Here is a 19,910-nt window from a genome sequence, read left to right as displayed (position 1 = left end):
CGAACGTCGGACGTGGCGTGGCGCGTACGAACCGCTATGATGGCCACCGCGATTTCCTTGATGACGGTTGTCCCATGAATACCCTCGAGCTGCTCGAAGCTGGCCATTTGGCTGGCGCCACCCGCCTGGACCTGGCCTGCGGCCTGACCGAATTTCCCCAGGCCATCTTCACCCTGGCCGACAGCCTGGAGGTGCTCAACCTGAGCGGTAACGCCCTGACCCGGCTGCCCGATGACCTGCACCGGCTGCACAAGCTCAAGGTGCTGTTCTGCTCGGACAATCCATTCACCGAGTTGCCTGCCTGCATCGGCCGCTGCCCGCAGTTGAGCATGGTCGGCTTCAAGGCCAACCGCATCGAACACGTACCTGCGCAGGCGTTGCCGCCACAGCTGCGCTGGCTGATTCTCACCGACAACCGCATCGAGCGTTTGCCCGACGCGCTGGGTGACTGCCTGCACCTGCAGAAACTGATGCTCTCGGGCAACCGTCTGCAAGCCTTGCCCGAGCGGCTGGCACAGCTGGAAAACCTCGAGCTGCTGCGGCTGTCGGCGAACCGCCTGCCGGCCTTGCCCGACTGGCTGCTGCGCCTGCCACGGCTGGCCTGGCTGGCGTATGCCGGCAACCCCATGAGCGACGCCTTCACTACTCCCCACAGCGAGGGCACGCGCGGGCACATCGCCTGGAGCGACCTGCGCCTGGACGAGCGACTGGGTGAAGGGGCTTCGGGCATTATCTATCGAGCACACCTGGACGGCGGGCAGCCGGTGGCGGTGAAGCTGTACAAGGGCGCGATGACCAGCGATGGCTCGCCGGTCAACGAGATGAACGCGTGCATGGCTGCCGGCGAGCATCCGCAGTTGATCGAGGTGCTGGGACGCCTGAGCGGGCATCCCGACGGCACTGCGGGGCTGGTCATGGCGCTGATCGATCAGTCGTTCGCCAACCTGGCGGGCCCGCCCAGCCTGGCTTCCTGTACGCGCGACATCTACGCTGCCGAGCTGACCTTCGATCGCAGCGCCCTGATGCGCCTGCTGCAGGGCATGGCAGCGGTCGGCGCACATCTGCATGCACGCGGCATCAACCACGGGGACTTCTACGCCCACAACGTGCTGTGGCGCGACAGTGGCGAGTGCCTGTTCGGCGATTTCGGCGGAGCCTCGTTCTACCCCGGCGACGGTGGCGAGGTATCGCAAGCGCTGGAGCGGATCGAGGTCCGCGCCTTCGGTCTGCTGTTCGAGGAGCTGTTGACCCGTTGCGCAGAAGCAGACGATGCCCTATGGGCGCTGCAACGCGAGTGCGTCCAGCCGCAGGTACTGGCCCGCCCCAGCTTCACGCAGATCACCCAGCGCCTGGGTACCCGAGGTATCCCCGACGCACTGCAGTGACCGCGGACGCAGCTCGCGCCGCTGCTACAAGGGCAGCGCCAACCCGGAACACGGCAGACACACAACCCCTGTAGCAGCGGCGCAAGCCGCGTCGGCGGCATCCGCAATTTGCCTGACGCACCGCAATCGAGCTGTCACAGCGCGATCTATCCGGACGCTGCAGCGGGTCAGCCGGCGAGGCCGACGTAGACGTTCTGCACGTCGTCGTTGCCGTCGATGGCGTCGAGGAAATCTTCCACTTCGGTTAACTGCGCGGCGTCATCCAGCGTCACCGGGTTTTTCGGCACGTAGCCGATCTTCGCTGACACAACAGTGAAACCCCGCTCCGGCAGTGCCTTGCACACCGCGTCCAGATCGGTGGTTTCGGTCAGGAACAGGAACGCGCCCTCGTCGCCCTCCTCGACCTCTTGCGCACCGGCTTCGATGGCCGCCTCTTCGGCATCGACGTCAGCCGAATCAGGCGTTGCTTCGATCATGCCGTAGTGATGGAAATCCCAGGAAACCGAACCCTCGGCGCCCAGGGTGCCCTTGCGGAACAGCACGCGGATCTGGGAAACGGTGCGGTTGACGTTATCGGTCAGGCACTCGACGATGACCGGCACCTGGTGCGGGGCGAAGCCTTCATACTTGACCAATGTGTAGTTGACCGCATCGGCACCCACGCCGGAGCCTTTCTTGATGGCGCGCTCCAGTGTCTCGCGGGTCATCGAGGCTTTCTTCGCTTGCTCGATCACCAACCGCAGGCGGGCGTTGGTGTCCGGGTCGGCACCGGAACGCGCTGCGATCGAAATTTCCTTGGACAGCTTGCCAAAGATCCGCCCCTTGGCGTTGGCTGCTGCTTCGCGATGTTTAACTTTCCACTGTGCGCCCATTTACCCGCTCTCTTGTTCGCTCGACCCATGCGCAGGCGACTGCTGCCCGCGCGTTGCGGCGCAGTTTACCTGCCCATCGCAAGCGCATCGACCAAAATTCTCCGGGCGCACCCTCAACCCACGCGAGCCACCCACTTGCCGAAGCCGTCGATGAAACCCTGCAGGAACGGCCGGCTCTTCTCCACCACCTGACCGTTCTCGTCGAACAGCCCACCGGCGTGGCCCAGGTACGCCTCGGGCTGCTGCATCATCGCCACGTCGAGGAACACCATGCACTGACGCAGGTGCTGGTTGGCGCCAAAGCCGCCCACCGCACCGGGGGAGACGCTGATGACCGCGCCCGGCTTGCCAGTGAAGTGGCTTTGGCCGTAAGGGCGCGAGCCCACGTCGATCGCGTTTTTCAACGGTGCGGGCACCGAGCGGTTGTACTCGGGGGTGACGAACAGCACCGCATCGGCTTCGCCCAACGCCTGGCGAAAGGTGGTATAAGCAGCGGGTGGGGTGACATCGATGTCTTCGTTGTAGAGCGGCAAATCGCCGATTTCCACGATTTTCAACGTCAGGTTGTCAGGTGCCATGGCCTGCAGCGCCAGAGCCACCTTGCGGTTGATCGACTCTTTTCTGAGGCTGCCGACCAGTACCGCAACCGAATAGACCTTGCTCATGCCCGTACCTCTGTGATGATTGGATCGAGGGGTAGTTATAGATGACTTGGCCCGGTTTGTCCGCCTTCGGTCCGGCGCCCGCACTATTTTTCCTCGCCGGCAAAACTACCTGGATAAACAGGGGTCTACAGTGCCAGCGAGATACACGCAAAATTCTTCAGAGGTTGGAACTAAAATGGCGGTAGTCCTGGTTGGGCAATTTCATGCACGCGATGCGGAAGGTCGTATCTATCCGGTGCATGAGTTTCAGGAGTCGACCCCTGTGGTCGAAGGCAGTGCGCCGACCCGTACCTACAAGCTGGCCATCGGCGATCGGGTCAACCACTTGGGCGACGACCGCTTCCAACTCGTACAGAGCGGCGTGGAAATCATCCGAATCCCTTGACAGTCCGTGCACCCATTCACGCTGACAGCTCCCCCGCGTTGTTAGCCGGCAGGGAACGCGCATGAGACTGCGCCACATCGAAATCATCCAGGCGCTCTGCCAGACCGGCGAACTCAAGAGCGCCGCGCAAATGCTCGATCTCCCTGCCCAGACCCTTGAACAGACCTTGCAGGACGCCGAGCGAAAACTGGGGTTCCTGCTGTTTGCGCGGGCCCGGGGCCGGTTCCAGCCGACCCCGGAAACCTTGCGCATGCAGGCCGCCATTGCCAGCGTACAAACCCATGCGGACCGCCTGCAACGCCTCGCCGACAGCTTGCGCGAACATCAGGATCCCGGGCTGCATGTGGTGTGCACAGCGTCCCTGGCGCACCAACTGCTGCCGCAGAGCATTGCTGCCCTGCGCCGACGCTTTCGCGAAACCCCGTGCACGCTGGGTGTGCAGAACACCGACGCCATGGTGCGCAGCCTGTTGCTGCAGCAGACCGACGTCGGCCTGAGCCTGCACTGTCCCAAGCACGCGTCCATTACCAGCCAGGTGCTGGCCGAAGGCAAACTGCAGTTGCTCGCGCCCCAGGGCTGGCTCTCCCCCAAGCACCGCTATATCGCGCTGCACGAACTGGCGGGACAGGCAATGATCGGTCTGGAAGGCGAAGACCCGCTGAGCCTGGTGCTGGAACACAAGCTTCAAGCGCTGAACCCGCCCCCGCGCATCCAGACTCGCGTGCAGACCTACCAGATGATGCGCAGCATGGTCGAGGCCGGCGAAGGGCTGGCCATCGTCGATCCATTTACCGCAGCGGGCGCGCGTGCCCAGGGGCTGGATACGTGCCCGCTGTCGCCCGCGGTGCCGGTCACCCTTTACGCCCTCACGCGTAGTACGGCGTCGGTTTCCGCAGCGGAGAAGACCCTGCTCGAAATCATCGCGCACAACGCGCAGGCGTTGCTCTCACCCGTTCGCGAATAGCCTGTACCAGAACAGCGCCGTTTCGTGGCTGGCCGCATCGATGGCTTGATAGCGCAGGTAGTCGATGCCACCCAGCCTGAAACCACAGCGCTCGTACAGCCGGCACGCTGGCAGGTTGTTGTTCTGGGTTTCCAGCATGATGCCTGGCAGACCCTGCTTGACCGCCCAGAACCGCACCACATCGAGCAGCGCCTTGGCCACGCCCTGCCCGCGCGCCAACGCATCGACGGCCAGCTCGTCGACATAGGCAAGGTTGTTCCAGTGCCGGCTGACCACCACATGCCCGACTGCTCGCCCGCCGAGCCACGCCACGAAGATGGCACCGCCGGCATTGGGTTGGCGATAGCGGGCGAACTCGGCAGGGTCTATGCCGTAGTCCTTGCGATAGACACGCACCGTCCTGAGCGGCCACTGGGCGACTGGCTGGTTGAACACGGGGGACACATAGCCACTGACCTGGGCACTGAAATCGGCGCCCAGCACGTAGTCGTCGAAACGCTCATCGGCCAGGCGAATGCAGGGTTGGCTGTCGGTCAAGCCACCGACTGCGCCATTGGCAGGCGACACTGCGGGCTACGCGCCCAACTGCGTCCAGAGCGCATCGGCTCCGGCAGCTTTGGCGATGACCTGCAGGCGTGCCAGGTGCTCGTCGAGCTCGGCCTGGCTGGCGCGGATGATCGCCGTGGGCCGGCGATCTGCCGGCAATCGGCGGATCTCGCTGCCCTGCTTGCCACCGCCGTCGCCATCGCTGGCGTTGCCTGCCAGCGAAAGGCTGGTCTGGCCACCGGTCATGGCCAGGTAGACGTCCGCAAGGATCTCGGAGTCGAGCAATGCGCCGTGCAGTTCACGCCCGGAGTTGTCGATGCCATAGCGCTTGCACAGCGCATCGAGGCTGTTGCGTTGCCCCGGATGGCGTTCGCGCGCCATCGCCAGGCTGTCGATCACCGTGCAGTACTCGGCAATGTTGGCCCGCTCGGGCATGCCGGCAATCTTGAATTCGTTGTTCAGGAAGCCCACGTCGAAGGTCGCGTTGTGCGCGATGATCTGCGCGCCCTGGATGAACTCGTAGAGTTCGTCGGCGACCTCGGCAAAGCGCGGCTTGCCCACTAGAAACTCGTCGGTGATGCCGTGGACGCCGATGGCGCCCTCGTCACTGGGCCGGTCCGGCTGCACATAGACGTGGAAATTGCGCCCGGTCAACCGCCGCCCCATCAGTTCGACGCAGCCGATCTCGATCACCCGATGGCCATCGGTGACCGGCATACCGGTGGTTTCGGTGTCGAATACTACGGAACGAACGGCCATGGGCAGAAAACTCTCGAGCAGGGTGAACGAAGATCAAGGTGGAGCGATGAGCCTGAACGGCAACCGGTCAAACTTTAGCACAGCGCAGCAGGGGCTCCTATCCGGTTGCCGGACTACCGAGCCGCCTACGCCTGACGCATGCCACGCACTTCATCGACCCCACGGTTGGCCAGGTCGTCGGCGCGCTCGTTGCCCGCATGGCCGTTGTGACCGCGTACCCACTGCCACTTGACCTGATGGCGATTGACCTGCTCGTCGAGCTGCTGCCAGAGGTCGGCATTCTTCACCGGCTGCTTGGCGGCGGTTTTCCAGCCGCGCTTCTTCCAGTTGACCATCCACTCGTTGATGCCTTTCATCACATACTCGGAGTCGGTCACCAGCAGCACGTCACAGCCGCGCTTGAGTTCCTGCAGCCCGCGAATGGCTGCGGTCAGCTCCATGCGGTTGTTGGTGGTGGTGCTTTCGCCGCCCCACAGCTCCTTCTCCACACCCTTGCACACCAGCAATGCACCCCAGCCGCCGGGGCCAGGGTTGCCCTTGCAGGCGCCGTCGGTGAAGATTTCCACAGTGTCACTCATCAGGCTTTTCCATCGATGTTCGAATTGTCTCGGTTGACCTTGGCCATCGGCAGCGGCAGCAGCTTGCCCATCGGCTCGCGGCGTTGCTGCACCAATGGCCGCAGGCCCACCACCATCTTGCGCGCTACCAATATATAGAAGCCTGCACCGCCGCTCTGCCACTTGCCGGCGACGCGTTCGAGGCCGGCCAGGCGCGCCTGCCAGCGGGGCGAGGCAAGCGGCGGACGATAACATCCGAACCGGCGTTTCTCCAGCCCGAAGCCCAGCAGGTTCAGCCAGTCGGCCACTCGCGAGGCGGAGAAGCAGCGCGCCTGGTGCAGCCCATCCTTGGCGAACACCCGGCGCGCGCCCCAGGCGCTCCACGGGTTGATGCCGACGATCAGCAGGTGCCCACCCGGCCGCACCGCGCTGGCCGCCTCGCGCAGCAGGCCGTGGGGCGACAGGCTGAAATCCAGCCCATGCTGCAACACCACGACGTCGGCAGCATGTTCGCCCAGCGGCCAGGCCTGCTCTTCGCAAACGATTTCGACGCCTGGAAAGGGAGCGCCCATGCGCACGTTGCGGTGGATTTGCCCGGCCACCGGTGGTGGCTCGGCGCTGGGGCCGTAATGCACCAGATAGCCGCCGAAGAAGCGCGCCAGCTCTTCTTCGAGCAAGCGCTGTTCTTCGCGCAGCAGCAACTGGCCGTGCGGCCCGGCGAACCATTCGCGGGCCTGGCCGATCAGGGCCAGCCACTGTGGGTCGGCCTGGGCAAAGGCGGTATCGGTCATGACGATCTCCCACACTGAGGTTCACCTAATGCCGACGGGGCACTAAGATGGACCATTAATCGAAATCAAGCGAACCGAGCCATGATACAGATTCACGCGCTGAACGCTTTCTCCGACAACTACATCTGGTTGTTACAAGACACTGCGGCGCGCCAGTGCGCGGTGGTGGATCCGGGCGATGCCGGGCCGGTCGAGCGGTGGCTCGACGCTCATCCCGACATGCGCCTGACCGATATCCTGGTCACCCATCACCACAACGATCACGTCGGCGGCGTTCAGGCGCTCAAGCAGCGCACCGGCGCGCAGGTCAGCGGGCCTGCCGGGGAATCTATCCCGGCGCGCGACCGCGCCCTGCGCGAAGGTGACAGCCTGGACGTGCTCGGCCTGCACCTGCAGGTCCACGACGTGCCGGGGCACACCGCGGGGCACATCGCGTTCTACCACCTGAGCGACACGCAGCCCCTGCTGTTCCCCGGCGACACGCTGTTCGCCGCCGGCTGCGGGCGATTGTTCGAAGGCACCGCGCAGCAGATGCACGCATCGCTTTCGCGCCTGGCCCAGTTGCCCGATGACACGCTGGTCTACAGTGCCCACGAGTACACCCTGAGCAACCTGAAATTCGCCAGCACGGTAGAACCCGGCAATCCGGACATCGCCGAGCGGCTGGAAGAGGTCACTGCGCTGCGCCAGCGCAATGCGATCACCCTGCCCACCTCGATCGGCCTGGAAAAGCGCACGAACCCGTTTCTGCGGGCCGCTGAAACATCCGTTAAACAAAAAGCAGACGAACGGGCCGGAACCTCTCACAGCACGGCGCAGGCGGTGTTTGCAACCTTGCGTAGTTGGAAAGATAAGTTCTGAAGGGCACTGATTTGTGTCGGAAATTTCTCAAAGGTTGACCGACCTTCGGTCACTTTCTAGAATCGCCCGACATTTTCGCGCGGAACTATCCTCCAGCCAATGTCGTCATCCATACGTAAAACCATCAAGTCCGACGCATTGACGCGACTGGCCCAGGCGATCGCGGTCACGCTGTGCGCCGGCCTGGCCGGCTGCCAGAGCACCGCGAGCGTGTCCTCGGGCGCCGCCCCGGACGCCCGCCCCCATGCCCTGACCGCACACGTGCGGCCCAAGCCGATTTTCGTCAACCAGAGCCAGCCCAAGAAAGCCCCCCAGGACGTGTGGGAGCGTATTCGCGACGGTTTCCAGCTGCAGGACAGCATTGCCATGAACCCGCGCGTCGAGCAGCAGCGCCTGTGGTTCGTCAGCAACCCATCGTTCCTGGAAAGTGCCAGCGGTCGTGGCAGCCTGTACATGCACTACATCGTCGAGCGCCTGGAAGAACGCGACATGCCCCTCGAGCTGGCGCTGCTGCCGGTCATCGAAAGCGCCTTCAACCCGATGGCCTATTCGCGCTCCGATGCTTCCGGGCTGTGGCAGTTCATCCCGTCCACCGGTCGCTACTTCAACCTGCGCCAGACCAACTTCTACGACGGCCGCCGCGATGTCACCGCCTCCACCGGTGCGGCGCTGGACTACCTGAGCAAGCTGCACGAGATGTTCAACGGCGACTGGCTGCTGGCCCTGGCGGCCTACAACGCCGGCGAAGGCACGGTCAGCCGCGCCATGGAGCGCAACGAAAAGCTCGGCCTGCCTACTGACTACTGGAACCTGCCATTGCCGCAGGAAACCCGTGACTACGTGCCCAAGTTGCTCGCCCTGGCCGAACTGGTGCAATCGCCCCAGGCCTACGGCGTCAATCTCAACCCGATCGCCAACCAGCCGTACTTCGACGTGGTGGAGGTCAACCAGCGCGTCGACCTGTCCCGCGTCGCGGCACTGGCCGGCATCGACGAAGACGAGATGTTCCAGCTCAATCCGGCATTCAAGAAGCGCGTCACCATGGAGCCCACCCAGCACCTGCTGGTGCCCACGGCCAAGGCGCAGTTGCTGACCGCCAGCCTGTCGAACATGAAGCCCGAAGAACTGCTGACCCTGGCACCCGCCCAGCGCGTCTTCGACGAAGTGGCGGTGGTGCAGCCCAGCCGGCCCAAGTCGTACACCGTGCGCCGCGGCGACAACCTCGCGTCCATCGCCAAGGCCAACAAGGTCGATACCCGCGACCTGCAACGCTGGAACCGCCTGACCGGCAAGAACCTCAAGGCTGGCCAGACCCTGGTCATGCAGGCCGAGACTCCGGCCAAGGGCCGCCTGGTGGCCAAGGCTGGCTCAGCCCCCAGCGATGCGCAGAAGACCACCACCTACAAGGTGCGCAAGGGTGATTCGCTGTACCTGGTCGCCAAGCGCTTCAATGTCGAGATGCAGCACCTCAAGCGCTGGAATCCGCGCAGCGGCCATGCGCTCAAGCCCGGCCAGACCCTCACGGTCTACCTCAACCGCCGCTGAGTGCGTGCTGGCCTTGGAACGCTCCCCGTGAGGAGCCTTCCAAGGCCAGCTGAACGCCATCATCACTCTTCTTCCTGCTGAGACAAACTGTTACTGTAAGCGCAACAAAGTCATTGCCGACCGGTTCGGATTCATGAATTGATGCGTTCCCTTCCCTTCCGCCTGCTGGCCTGCCTGCTGGGCCTTGCGTTGAGCACCTGTGCCAACGCGACGATCACCCAAAGCCACGGCTATGCGCAATTCGGAACGCTCAAATACCCGGCACGCTTCAGCCACTTCGATTGGGTCAACGCCGATGCGCCCAAAGGTGGCACGTTGCGGACGATGGCATTCGGTACGTTCGACACGCTCAACCCCTATACCTTCAAGGGCACCAGCCCGGTCCAGACCGCGAACTTCCTGCAGTACGGCATCAATGAGCTGAACGAGCCGTTGATGGTGGGCACCGGCCAGTACGCGCCTTCGGGAGACGAGCCTACTTCCAGCTATGGCCTCATCGCTCAGTCGGTGGAATACAACGAAAGCCGCAGCTGGGTGGTGTTCAATCTCAGGCCGCAGGCGCGGTTCAACGACGGCCACCCGATCACCAGCGCCGACGTGGCGTTCTCCTACCGTACCTTGCTGACCCAAGGCCATCCGATGTACCGCACCAACCTGCAGGAAGTGCTGCGGGTCGATGTGCTGAGCCCGACCCGCATCCGCTTCGTGTTCAAGCGCTCGGGCAATCCGCTGCTGATCCTGCGCCTGGGCGAGTTGCCGATCCTGCCCAAGCATTACTGGCAGGATCGGGACTTCCAGGCGACCACCTTCGAGGCGCCGGTGACCAGCGGTCCCTATCGCATCAAGCAGGTGGTACCGGGCAGAAGGCTGATACTGGAACGGGATCGGAACTGGTGGGGCAAGGACCTGCCGGTCAATCGCGGCAAGTACAACTTCGATCGCGTGGAGGTCGAGTTCTACCGGGACAGCGACGTGGCCTTCGAAGCGTTCAAGGCCGGCGAGTTCGACATCTACATCGAGCACCAGGCGAAGAACTGGACCAATGGCTACGACTTTCCCGCGGTGCGTCGTGGCGAGGTGGTCAAGGCGCAGATTCCTCATCAAATCCCGACGCAAACCCAGGGCCTGTTCTTCAATACCCGCCGCCCGGCCTACAGCGACCCCCGCGTGCGCGAAGCACTGGGGTTATTGCTGGATTTCGAGTGGACCAACCGCGCGCTGTTCAGCGGCGCGTATCGACGCACCGAAAGCTATTACCCCAACAGCGAATTCGCCGCCACCGGCCTGCCCAGCGGCAAGGAATGCCTGCTGCTGTCGGCGTACAAAAACGCACTGAGCCCGGCCCTCTTTCTGGAAGCGCCGAGCATGCCCGGTACCGACGGCAACGGCATTCCTCGAGCCACCTTGCGCCAGGCCCTGCAACTGCTCGGCGATGCAGGCTGGACGCTGCAGGGCGACCGCCTGCGCAATGCCGCAGGCCAGCCGTTGCGCCTGGAAATCCTGCTGGTCAATTCCAATCTCGAGCGCATCCTGGGCCCCTATGTCGCCAACCTGGCCAGTATCGGCGTGCAGGCCAACCTGCGCAGCGTCGATCGCGCGCAATACAAACAGCGCCTGGACCAGTTCGATTTCGACATGATCTCGCTGACCCTGCCGCAGACCCTGAGCCCGGGCCTGGAGCAATGGCAGTACTTTCACTCCAGTCAGGCCGCCGTGCGCGGCAGCAAGAACTATGCAGGCATTGCCAACCCGGTGGTCGATCGCCTGCTCGAGCAACTGCTCGGTGCCCAGAGCCGTGACGACCAGGTAGCCGCCGCCAGGGCACTGGACCGCGTGCTGCTGTCGCAGCACTACATGGTGGCCAACTGGTACCTGGACTACCACCGCCTGGCGTACCGCAGCCGGTTGGCGTTCGTCACCACACCGCCGTACACCCTGGGCCTGAGCGCCTGGTGGGTCAAGCCTACGGAGAACACTCGATGATGCCATTACCTGCCTTGGCCCGCGCCCTGGGCGTGGCCGCGCTGAGCCTTGCGGCCAGCCTGGCGCAGGCCGCGCCCCAGCATGCCCTCACCTTGTACGACGAAGCACCGAAATACCCGGCCGACTTCCAGCACTACGACTACGTCAACCCTGACGCGCCCAAGGGCGGCACCTTTCGCCAGAAAGGCGTGGGCAGCTTCGACAGCCTCAACCCCTTCATCAGCAAGGGCGTGCCTGCCGACGACATGGACCTGAACTACGATACCCTGGCGCGGCAAAGCCTGGACGAGCCGTTTACCGAGTATGGCCTGGTCGCCGGGCGCATCGAGAAAGCCCCGGACAACAGTTGGGTGCGCTTCTACCTGCGCCCCGAAGCGCGTTTCCACGATGGCCAGCCGATGCACGCCGAAGACGTCGTGTTCAGTTTCCAGACCCTGATCCAGAGCGGCTCGCCGCTGTATCGCAGCTACTACGCCGACGTCGCCGAAGTGGTCGCCGAAGACCCGCAACGGGTGCTGTTCAAGTTCAAGCACAGCAACAATCGCGAGCTGCCGCTGATCCTCGGTCAACTACCGGTACTGCCCAAGCACTTCTGGGAAGGCCGCGATTTCACCAAGGGCAGCCTGGAGATTCCGCTGGGCAGCGGGCCTTACCGGGTGGCCGAGGTCAAGGCCGGTCGCTCGATACGTTACGAGCGGGTCAAGGACTATTGGGCACGCGACCTGCCGATTAACCGCGGGATGTTCAACTTCGACGTGCTCGACATCCAGTATTACCGCGACAGCACCGTGGCCCTGGAGGCCGGCAAGGCCGGACAATTCGACTTCTGGCTCGAAAGCAGCGCGAAGAACTGGGCCACCGCCTACGACATTCCCGCCGTCCGCGACAAGCGCCTGATCCGCGAAGAAATACCCAACGGCAACCCGACCGGCATGCAGGGCTTCGTGTTCAACCTGCGCAAGCCGCTGTTCCAGGACGTGCGCGTGCGCGAGGCCCTGTCGCTGGTGTTCGATTTCGAATGGACCAACAAGCAGCTGTTCAACGGCGCCTACACGCGCACCGACAGCTATTTCGAAAACTCCGACATGGCTGCCTCGGGCCTGCCAAGCCCGGCCGAACTGAAGATTCTCGAACCGCTGCGCGGGCAGATTCCCGAGCAGATCTTCGACACGCCGTTCAGCAATCCGGTCACCGACGCCAGCGGCATGCTGCGCGAGCAGCAGCGTCGCGCCTATAAACTGCTGCAGGAAGCGGGTTGGCGCATCCTCGACGACAAGATGGTCGATGCCCAGGGCACGCCGGTGAAGATCGAGTTCCTGCTGACCCAGGCCGATTTCGACCGGGTCCTGCTGCCCTACAAGCGCAACCTGGCGGACCTGGGGATCGAACTGGTGATCCGCCGCGTCGACGTCTCCCAGTACATCACCCGCATTCGCTCGCGCGACTTCGACATGATGGTCGGCAGTTTCTCCCAGTCCACCTCGCCCGGCAACGAGCAGCGCGAGTTCTGGGCCTCGTCCAGTGCCGACAAGCCCGGCAGCCGCAACTACATCGGCCTCAGGGACCCGGCCATCGACAGCCTGGTGGAAAGCCTGATCAATGCCACTTCACGCCAGGACCTGGTCGATCATGCCCGCGCTCTGGACCGCGTCCTGCTCTGGGGCCACTACGTGGTCCCCAACTGGCACATCAAGACCTGGCGCGTGGCGTACTGGAACCACATCGGCCACCCGGCCATCACGCCACGCTATGACGTGGGCCTGCAGACCTGGTGGAGCAAGCCCCACGCCACGCCGGCGGTTACCCCCACGCCTTCCGAGACGCCCTGACATGCTGGCCTATACCCTGCGCCGACTGCTGCTCATCATCCCTACCCTGCTGGGCATCCTGATCATCAACTTCGCCATCATCCAGGCCGCCCCCGGCGGGCCGGTGGAGCAGATGATCGCCAAGCTCGAAGGCTTCGACGGCGCCACCAGCCGTATCGCCGGCGGTGGCGCCGAAGTGGCGGTCGCCGGCTCCAGCTACCGTGGCGCACAGGGCCTGGACCCGGCGCTGGTGAAGGAAATCGAGAAGATGTACGGCTTCGACAAGCCAGCCCCCGAGCGCTTGTGGATCATGATCAAGAACTATGCCCAGCTGGATTTCGGTACCAGCTTCTTCCGCGATGCCAAGGTCATCGACCTGATCGTGGAAAAGATGCCGGTGTCTATCTCGCTGGGCTTATGGAGCACCCTGATCATGTACCTGGTGTCGATCCCCCTGGGTATCGCCAAGGCCACCCGCCACGGCAGCCATTTCGACGTCTGGACCAGCTCGGCGATCATCATCGGCTACGCCATTCCCGCCTTCCTGTTCGCCATCCTGTTGATCGTGGTGTTCGCCGGCGGCAGCTACCTGGACTGGTTCCCGCTGCGCGGCCTGACCTCCAACAACTTCGAGGAGCTGAGCTGGGGCGGCAAGGTGCTGGACTATTTCTGGCACCTGGTGCTGCCCGTCGGCGCACTGGTGATCGGCCACTTCGCCACCATGACGCTGCTGACCAAGAACAGTTTCCTCGATGAAATCGGCAAGCAATACGTGGTCACCGCCAAGGCCAAAGGCCTGAGCAATCGGCGCGTGCTGTACGGCCACGTGTTCCGCAACGCCATGCTGCTGGTGATCGCCGGTTTCCCCTCGGCCTTCATCGGCATCTTCTTCACCGGCTCGCTGCTGGTCGAGGTGATCTTCTCTCTCGATGGACTGGGACTGATGAGCTTCGAGGCGGCGATCAACCGCGATTACCCGGTGGTGTTCGGCACCCTGTTCATCTTTACCTTGTTGGGGCTGGTGGTGAAACTGATCGGCGACCTTACCTACACCCTGGTCGATCCACGCATCGACTTCGGCCATCGGGAGCATTGAGATGAACCTGTCTCCCCTCAATCGACGGCGCTTCGAGCGCTTCAAGGCCAACAAGCGTGGCTGGTGGTCGCTGTGGCTGTTTCTGCTGCTGTTCGGCCTGAGCCTGGGCGCCGAACTGATCGCCAACGACAAACCGCTCGCGGTGCGCTACGACGGCGAGTGGTACTTCCCCGCCTTCAAGCGCTACCCGGAAACGACGTTCGGCGGCGAGTTTCCCCTGGAAGCCAACTACAAGAGTCCCTACCTGAGCGAACTGCTGGCGGCCAAAGACAGCTGGACCTTGTGGGCGCCAATCCCGTTCAGCTACCAGAGCATCAACTACGACCTGAGGGTGCCGGCACCGGCGCCGCCTTCCGCGCAGAACTGGCTGGGCACCGACGACCAGGGCCGCGACGTGCTGGCGAGGGTCATCTACGGCTTCCGCATTTCGGTCCTGTTCGCCCTGACGCTGACCATCGCCAGTTCGATCATCGGCGTCATCGCCGGTGCGCTGCAGGGTTTCTATGGCGGCTGGGTAGACCTGGCGGGGCAACGTTTCCTGGAGATCTGGTCCGGTCTGCCGGTGCTGTACCTGCTGATCATCCTGGCCAGCTTCGTGCAGCCCAATTTCTGGTGGCTGCTGGGCATCATGCTGCTGTTTTCCTGGATGAGTCTGGTGGACGTGGTGCGCGCCGAATTCCTGCGTGGCCGTAACCTCGAATACGTGCGTGCGGCCCGCGCGCTGGGCATGCAGAACGGCGCGATCATGTTCCGCCACATCCTGCCCAACGCCATGGTCTCGACCATGACCTTCATGCCGTTCATCCTGACGGGCGCGATCGGCACCCTGACCGCCCTGGATTTTCTCGGCTTCGGCCTGCCTGCCGGCTCGCCATCGCTGGGCGAACTGGTCGCCCAGGGCAAGTCCAATCTGCAGGCGCCCTGGCTGGGTATCAGTGCCTTTACCGTGCTGGCGCTGATGCTCAGCCTGCTGGTGTTCATCGGCGAATCGGCCCGTGACGCCTTCGACCCGAGGAAATGACATGAGCCAGGACAATCTGATCGAGGTCCGCGACCTGGCCGTCGAGTTCGTCGCCGGCGAAAGTCGGCAACGCGTGGTCGAACACATCAGCTTCGATATCCGCCGTGGCGAAACCCTCGCGCTGGTGGGTGAAAGCGGCTCGGGCAAGTCGGTAACTGCGCACTCCATCCTGCGCCTGCTGCCCTACCCACTCGCCCAGCACCCCAGCGGCACCATCGTCTACAACGGCCGCGATCTGCTCACGCTCCCGGAAAAACAGCTCAGGCACATCCGTGGCAACCGCATCGCGATGATCTTCCAGGAGCCGATGAGCTCGCTCAATCCGCTGCACAACATCGGCAAGCAGATCGGTGAAGTGCTGGCCCTGCACAAAGGGCTCACCGGGGCCGCCGCTGCCCGGCGCACCCTGGAGTTGCTCGAGCTGGTCGGCATCGGCGAGCCGCACAAGCGCCTCAAGGCTTTGCCGCACGAGTTGTCCGGCGGCCAGCGCCAACGGGTGATGATCGCCATGGCCCTGGCCAACGAGCCTGAACTGCTGATTGCCGACGAGCCCACCACCGCACTCGACGTCACCGTGCAGCTGAAGATCCTCGAACTGCTCAAGGACCTGCAGGCGCGACTGGGCATGGCCCTGCTGCTGATCAGCCATGACCTGAACCTGGTGAAGCGAATTGCGCACCGGGTATGTGTCATGCAGCGCGGTCGCATCGTCGAACAGGCTACGTGCGAAGAATTGTTTCGAGCGCCTCAGCATCCGTATACCCAGGTTCTGCTGGGTGCCGAACCCAGTGGCGAGCCGGCGGCGACACGGGTTGGCGAACCGATGCTGGCGGTCGACGACCTGCGCGTCTGGTTCCCCATCAAGAAGGGATTGCTGGGTCGTACCGTGGATCACGTCAAGGCCGTCGATGGCATCCAGTTCACCCTGCCCCGCGGGCAGACCCTGGGTATCGTCGGCGAAAGCGGCTCGGGCAAGTCCACGCTGGGCCTGGCGATCATGCGGTTGATCGCCAGCCGTGGCTCGATCCAGTTCCAGGGCACTGCACTGGATGGCTTGGCCCAACAGCAGGTGCGACCGCTGCGCAAGCAGATGCAGGTGGTCTTCCAGGACCCGTTCGGCAGCCTCAGCCCACGCATGAGCGTAAGCCAGATCGTCGGCGAAGGCCTGCGAATACACAAGATCGGCAACGAAGCCGAGCAGGAACAGGCTATCATTGCCGCGCTCGAGGAGGTTGGGCTGGACCCGCAGACCCGCCATCGTTACCCTCACGAGTTCTCCGGCGGGCAACGGCAACGTATCGCCATTGCCCGGGCCTTGGTTTTGAAACCGGCGTTGATCCTGCTGGACGAGCCCACATCGGCGCTCGACCGCACCGTTCAACGCCAGGTAGTGGAGCTGTTGCGTTCACTGCAACTGAAATACAACCTGACCTATTTGTTTATCAGCCACGATCTGGCGGTAGTCAAAGCCTTGAGCCACCAACTGATGGTGATCCGGCACGGTCAGGTCGTCGAACAAGGGGCGGCGCGGGCTATCTTTGCCGCGCCGCAGCACCCTTATACACAGCAGCTGTTGGAAGCAGCCTTCTTGGCCCCAACGGCTGTCGATTAACCTGAAGAGGAACAACACATGGGTTTTCTCGCCGGTAAGCGCGTCCTGATCGTCGGTGTCGCCAGCAAACTGTCCATCGCATCCGGCATCGCTGCCGCCATGCATCGCGAGGGTGCTGAACTTGCCTTCACCTACCAGAACGAAAAGCTCAAGGGCCGCGTCGAAGAGTTCGCCGCCGGCTGGGGCTCCAGCGCCGATCTGTGCTTCCCTTGCGACGTGGCCAGCGATGCTGAAATCGCCTCGGTTTTCGAAGCCCTGAGCAAGAAGTGGGATGGCCTGGACGTGATCGTTCACTCCGTCGGCTTCGCCCCTGGCGACCAGCTCGATGGCGACTTCACCCAGGCCACCACCCGCGAAGGCTTCCGCATCGCCCACGACATCAGCGCCTACAGCTTCGTAGCCCTGGCCAAGGCCGGTCGCGACATGATGAAAGGCCGCAATGGCAGCCTGCTGACCCTGTCGTACCTGGGCGCCGAGCGCACCATGCCCAACTACAACGTCATGGGCATGGCCAAGGCTTCGCTGGAAGCCGGCGTGCGCTACCTGGCCGGTTCTCTGGGCCCGGAAGGCACTCGCGTCAACGCCGTATCGGCGGGTCCGATCCGTACCCTGGCAGCGTCGGGCATCAAGAACTTCCGCAAGATGCTCTCGGCCAACCAGGCGCAGACCCCTCTGCGCCGCAACGTCACCATCGACGAAGTCGGCAACGCCGGCGCGTTCCTGTGCTCTGACCTGGCGTCGGGCATCAGCGGCGAAATCATGTACGTGGACGGCGGTTTCAACACCACCGCCATGGGTGATATCGAAGAGTAAGTCGTCAGGCTGCACTCGATCGAAGAAGACGCCGCTCACCTCGAGCGGCGTTTTTTTTCCTGAGATTCAGAAATCTCCGTAGGAGCGGTCATCTGCCGCGAAAGAGATATCCTGGTTACCCTGACACACCACAGCGCCCCTTCGCGGCCACAGACCGCTCCCACAGGTCCGCGTGAAGACCTGTGAGATTCCAGGCTTTGTGGGAGCGGTCATCGGCCGCGAAAGGGCGCCGCCGATTCGCGGACAAACAAAAGGCCGCTTGCGCGGCCTTTCGTTCATGCATCCATCACCTCAATACTTGGTGATGTCCGCCTTGGTTTCCAGCAACTTGCGGTACGCAGCGAAGTCCTGCTGCCCCATACGCGACGCCAGGAACCGGCGATACTGGGTCTTCTCTTCATCGCTCGGTGCTGCAGCCTCGTTCACGCCGTCCAGGCGCAGAATCACGAAGCTGCCATCCTTGAGCGACACACTCGTGAACTCGGGCTTCTCCCTGGCTTGCGGCTTGGGCATGCGGAACAGCGCCTGCAGCTCGGCCGGCTCGATGCCGTCCTGACCGCGGGTGACCGCCTCCAGCACTTTCCAAGACTGCCCGTCCTGGCGGGCCGCCAACGGCACCTTGCCGTCACGCAGACCGGCCAGCAACGCTTCGCCCTTGGCCTTCACCTGGGCTGCAGCGTGCTGCCTGGCCAACTCGGTACGGATCGGCCCGGATACGGCTTCCAGCGGCAGCTGAGCAGGCTTGCGATGCTCCTTCACACGCACAACGACCATGGTTTCCGGATCCAGCTCGAGCGCGGCGCTGTTGGAACCTTCTTCCAGCACTTCCGGGCTGAACGCAGCCTGGACCACGGCGCGACTGGCAGTGACGCCCTGGCTGCCGCCGTCCCTGCCGAATGGCTCGGAGGTCTGCACCTTGAGGCCCAGCTCCTGAGCAGGCTGCCCGAGGTCGGAGGCTTCGAATGCCGAGTCTTCCAATTGCTTGGTGGCGGTCACGAAACGCTGCTCCACTTCCTGAGTCTTGAGGTCGCTGGTCAGCTTGGCCTTGAGGCTGGCAAACGTCGGTACGTCCGGCGCCTGCACGTCTTCAAGCTTGATCAGGTGCCAGCCGAAATCGGTGCGCACCGGCGCCGACACCTGACCCTTGCTCAGGGCATTGAGCGCCGTTTCGAACGCCGGATCGTACACGCCATTGCCGGCGAAGCCGAGATCGCCGCCATTGTTGGCCGAGCCTGGGTCCTGGGAGACTTCCTTGGCCAGCTTGGCAAAGTCCTCGCCCTTTTCCAGTCGTGCCTGTACTTCCTCGATCCTGGCCTTGGCCTGCGCGTCATCGAGCTTGTCGTTGACTTCGATCAGAATGTGCGCGGCACGGCGCTGCTCGGACAGATTGGCGATCTCTTTCTGGTAGGCGTCCTGAAGGTCCTCGTCCTTCACGCTGATCTGGTCGAAGAACGAAGACTTCTTCAATTCGACATAGTCGATGACCACCTGATCGGGGCTCATGAACTCCTTGGCGTGCTCGTCGTAGTGCGCCTTGATCTCCTCGTCGGTGACCTTGGTCGCCGACGGGTCAGCCTTGAAGGTCAACGAAGCGAAATCGCGGGTCTGCTTCTCGAGCCGGGCGAAGGCGGCAACCTGCTCGTCGGTCACGAAGCTGCTGCCTGCCAGGCCGGCACGCAGCTGGCCGATGAGCATCTCTTCGGAAAGCATCTGGCGGAACTGCAAGCGGCCATAGCCCATCTGGCGGATGACCTGGTCGAAACGTTCGGCGCTGAACTTGCCGTCGACCTGGAATTCCGGTGTCTGGAGCATGATCTGGTCGAGCGCGCCCTCGGAGAAGGCGAACTTGGCGTCATGCGCGCCTTGCAGCAGCAACTTGCGGTCGATCAGACCCTTGAGGGCCGCTTCGCGCAGCATCTTGTCGTCGAGCAGGGCCGGATCGAAATCCTTGCCCAGCTGTTGCATCAGCTGGCGACGTTGCATCTCGGTGGCCTGGCTGAGTTCGTTCAAGGTGATCTCGTCACCGTTGACCTTTGCAGCGTCCTGGCTATGGCTGGCGGCCTGGAAGATCGCGTCGAAACCGGTGAGCGCCATCAATACGATGATCAAACCGATGATGGTCTTGGCAATCCAGCCCTGGGAGTTATCCCTGATGTTCTGCAGCATGCATCCCCCGAAAACGGTCGTACAGATAGAGCGACCGCGGAGAGTAATAGGAATCCGGATAGAAGAAAGGCGCATCCGAGG

At 63.4% G+C, this 19,910-nt stretch carries 18 protein-coding genes; 11 read left to right on the top strand and 7 right to left on the bottom strand.

Annotated features, from left to right (window positions below):
* The first annotated feature begins 74 nt into the window (after window positions 1-74).
* Window positions 75-1,385: a leucine-rich repeat-containing protein kinase family protein gene (locus IFT98_RS06730; RefSeq protein WP_192047829.1), complete on the top strand. Its 1,311-nt coding sequence runs from the start codon at window positions 75-77 to the stop codon at window positions 1,383-1,385.
* 167 nt (window positions 1,386-1,552) lie between these two features.
* Here IFT98_RS06730 and IFT98_RS06725 read toward each other — a convergent pair whose 3' ends face one another.
* Both IFT98_RS06725 and IFT98_RS06720 read right to left on the bottom strand, forming a co-directional pair.
* Complete coding sequence (locus tag IFT98_RS06725; protein ID WP_192047828.1) at window positions 1,553-2,257, bottom strand: YebC/PmpR family DNA-binding transcriptional regulator; 705 nt, start codon at window positions 2,255-2,257, stop codon at window positions 1,553-1,555.
* 113 nt (window positions 2,258-2,370) lie between these two features.
* Entirely contained in the window at window positions 2,371-2,922 is a 552-nt protein-coding gene (locus IFT98_RS06720) for an NADPH-dependent FMN reductase (RefSeq protein WP_122475985.1), read from the bottom strand.
* 175 nt (window positions 2,923-3,097) lie between these two features.
* Between IFT98_RS06720 and IFT98_RS06715 the strand changes: the two genes are divergently transcribed.
* Complete coding sequence (locus tag IFT98_RS06715) at window positions 3,098-3,307, top strand: hypothetical protein (RefSeq protein ID WP_122475987.1); 210 nt, start codon at window positions 3,098-3,100, stop codon at window positions 3,305-3,307.
* Window positions 3,308-3,368: 61 nt separating this feature from the next.
* Window positions 3,369-4,271 carry a LysR family transcriptional regulator gene (locus tag IFT98_RS06710; protein WP_122794861.1) on the top strand — a complete coding sequence of 301 codons (903 nt, stop codon included), beginning with the start codon at window positions 3,369-3,371 and terminating at the stop codon, window positions 4,269-4,271.
* On the opposite strand, the gene IFT98_RS06705 is transcribed toward IFT98_RS06710, so the two are convergent.
* From IFT98_RS06705 to IFT98_RS06690, 4 genes are all read right to left on the bottom strand, one after another.
* On the bottom strand, window positions 4,254-4,838 hold the full coding sequence (locus IFT98_RS06705; RefSeq protein ID WP_342214136.1) for a GNAT family N-acetyltransferase: 585 nt from the start codon (window positions 4,836-4,838) through the stop codon (window positions 4,254-4,256). The genes IFT98_RS06710 and IFT98_RS06705 overlap by 18 nt on opposite strands.
* A gap of 6 nt (window positions 4,839-4,844) precedes the next feature.
* Window positions 4,845-5,576 carry a DNA polymerase III subunit epsilon gene (gene dnaQ / locus IFT98_RS06700; protein ID WP_122713741.1) on the bottom strand — a complete coding sequence of 244 codons (732 nt, stop codon included), beginning with the start codon at window positions 5,574-5,576 and terminating at the stop codon, window positions 4,845-4,847.
* A 125-nt stretch (window positions 5,577-5,701) separates the two neighbouring features.
* Entirely contained in the window at window positions 5,702-6,154 is a 453-nt protein-coding gene (gene rnhA, locus IFT98_RS06695; protein ID WP_122713742.1) for a ribonuclease HI, read from the bottom strand.
* Window positions 6,154-6,924: a class I SAM-dependent methyltransferase gene (locus tag IFT98_RS06690; RefSeq protein ID WP_122713743.1), complete on the bottom strand. Its 771-nt coding sequence runs from the start codon at window positions 6,922-6,924 to the stop codon at window positions 6,154-6,156. Before IFT98_RS06690 ends, rnhA begins: the two co-directional genes overlap by 1 nt.
* An 81-nt stretch (window positions 6,925-7,005) precedes the next feature.
* Between IFT98_RS06690 and gloB the strand changes: the two genes are divergently transcribed.
* The 8 genes from gloB (at window position 7,006) to fabI (ending at window position 17,663) form a co-directional block, all read left to right on the top strand.
* Window positions 7,006-7,785, top strand: coding sequence for a hydroxyacylglutathione hydrolase (gloB, locus tag IFT98_RS06685; protein ID WP_192047827.1), 780 nt, complete (start codon window positions 7,006-7,008; stop codon window positions 7,783-7,785).
* A gap of 99 nt (window positions 7,786-7,884) precedes the next feature.
* Window positions 7,885-9,330 carry a lytic transglycosylase domain-containing protein gene (locus IFT98_RS06680; RefSeq protein WP_192047826.1) on the top strand — a complete coding sequence of 482 codons (1,446 nt, stop codon included), beginning with the start codon at window positions 7,885-7,887 and terminating at the stop codon, window positions 9,328-9,330.
* 141 nt (window positions 9,331-9,471) lie between these two features.
* Entirely contained in the window at window positions 9,472-11,313 is a 1,842-nt protein-coding gene (locus IFT98_RS06675; RefSeq protein ID WP_192047825.1) for an extracellular solute-binding protein, read from the top strand.
* On the top strand, window positions 11,310-13,142 hold the full coding sequence (locus IFT98_RS06670; protein ID WP_192047824.1) for an extracellular solute-binding protein: 1,833 nt from the start codon (window positions 11,310-11,312) through the stop codon (window positions 13,140-13,142). Before IFT98_RS06675 ends, IFT98_RS06670 begins: the two co-directional genes overlap by 4 nt.
* Before the next feature lies 1 nt (window position 13,143).
* Window positions 13,144-14,217, top strand: a complete 1,074-nt coding sequence (locus IFT98_RS06665) for a microcin C ABC transporter permease YejB (RefSeq protein ID WP_122713748.1) — start codon at window positions 13,144-13,146, stop codon at window positions 14,215-14,217.
* Window position 14,218: 1 nt separating this feature from the next.
* On the top strand, window positions 14,219-15,238 hold the full coding sequence (locus IFT98_RS06660) for an ABC transporter permease (protein ID WP_192047823.1): 1,020 nt from the start codon (window positions 14,219-14,221) through the stop codon (window positions 15,236-15,238).
* Window position 15,239: 1 nt separating this feature from the next.
* Window positions 15,240-16,850, top strand: coding sequence for an ABC transporter ATP-binding protein (locus tag IFT98_RS06655; protein WP_122794868.1), 1,611 nt, complete (start codon window positions 15,240-15,242; stop codon window positions 16,848-16,850).
* An 18-nt stretch (window positions 16,851-16,868) separates the two neighbouring features.
* Window positions 16,869-17,663, top strand: coding sequence for an enoyl-ACP reductase FabI (gene fabI / locus IFT98_RS06650; protein ID WP_122476006.1), 795 nt, complete (start codon window positions 16,869-16,871; stop codon window positions 17,661-17,663).
* A 291-nt stretch (window positions 17,664-17,954) separates the two neighbouring features.
* Here fabI and IFT98_RS06645 read toward each other — a convergent pair whose 3' ends face one another.
* A complete protein-coding gene (locus tag IFT98_RS06645) occupies window positions 17,955-19,829 on the bottom strand; it encodes a SurA N-terminal domain-containing protein (RefSeq protein WP_192047822.1) in 1,875 nt (624 codons plus the stop codon).
* Window positions 19,830-19,910: the final 81 nt, after the last annotated feature.

Origin of the sequence: Pseudomonas sp. CFBP 8770, from assembly GCF_014841705.1 — a bacterium.
In the GTDB taxonomy this organism is placed as follows: Bacteria; Pseudomonadota; Gammaproteobacteria; order Pseudomonadales; family Pseudomonadaceae; genus Aquipseudomonas.
Note: the sequence above shows the minus strand (reverse complement) of the source record. Positions and strands in the feature narration are given on the sequence as shown.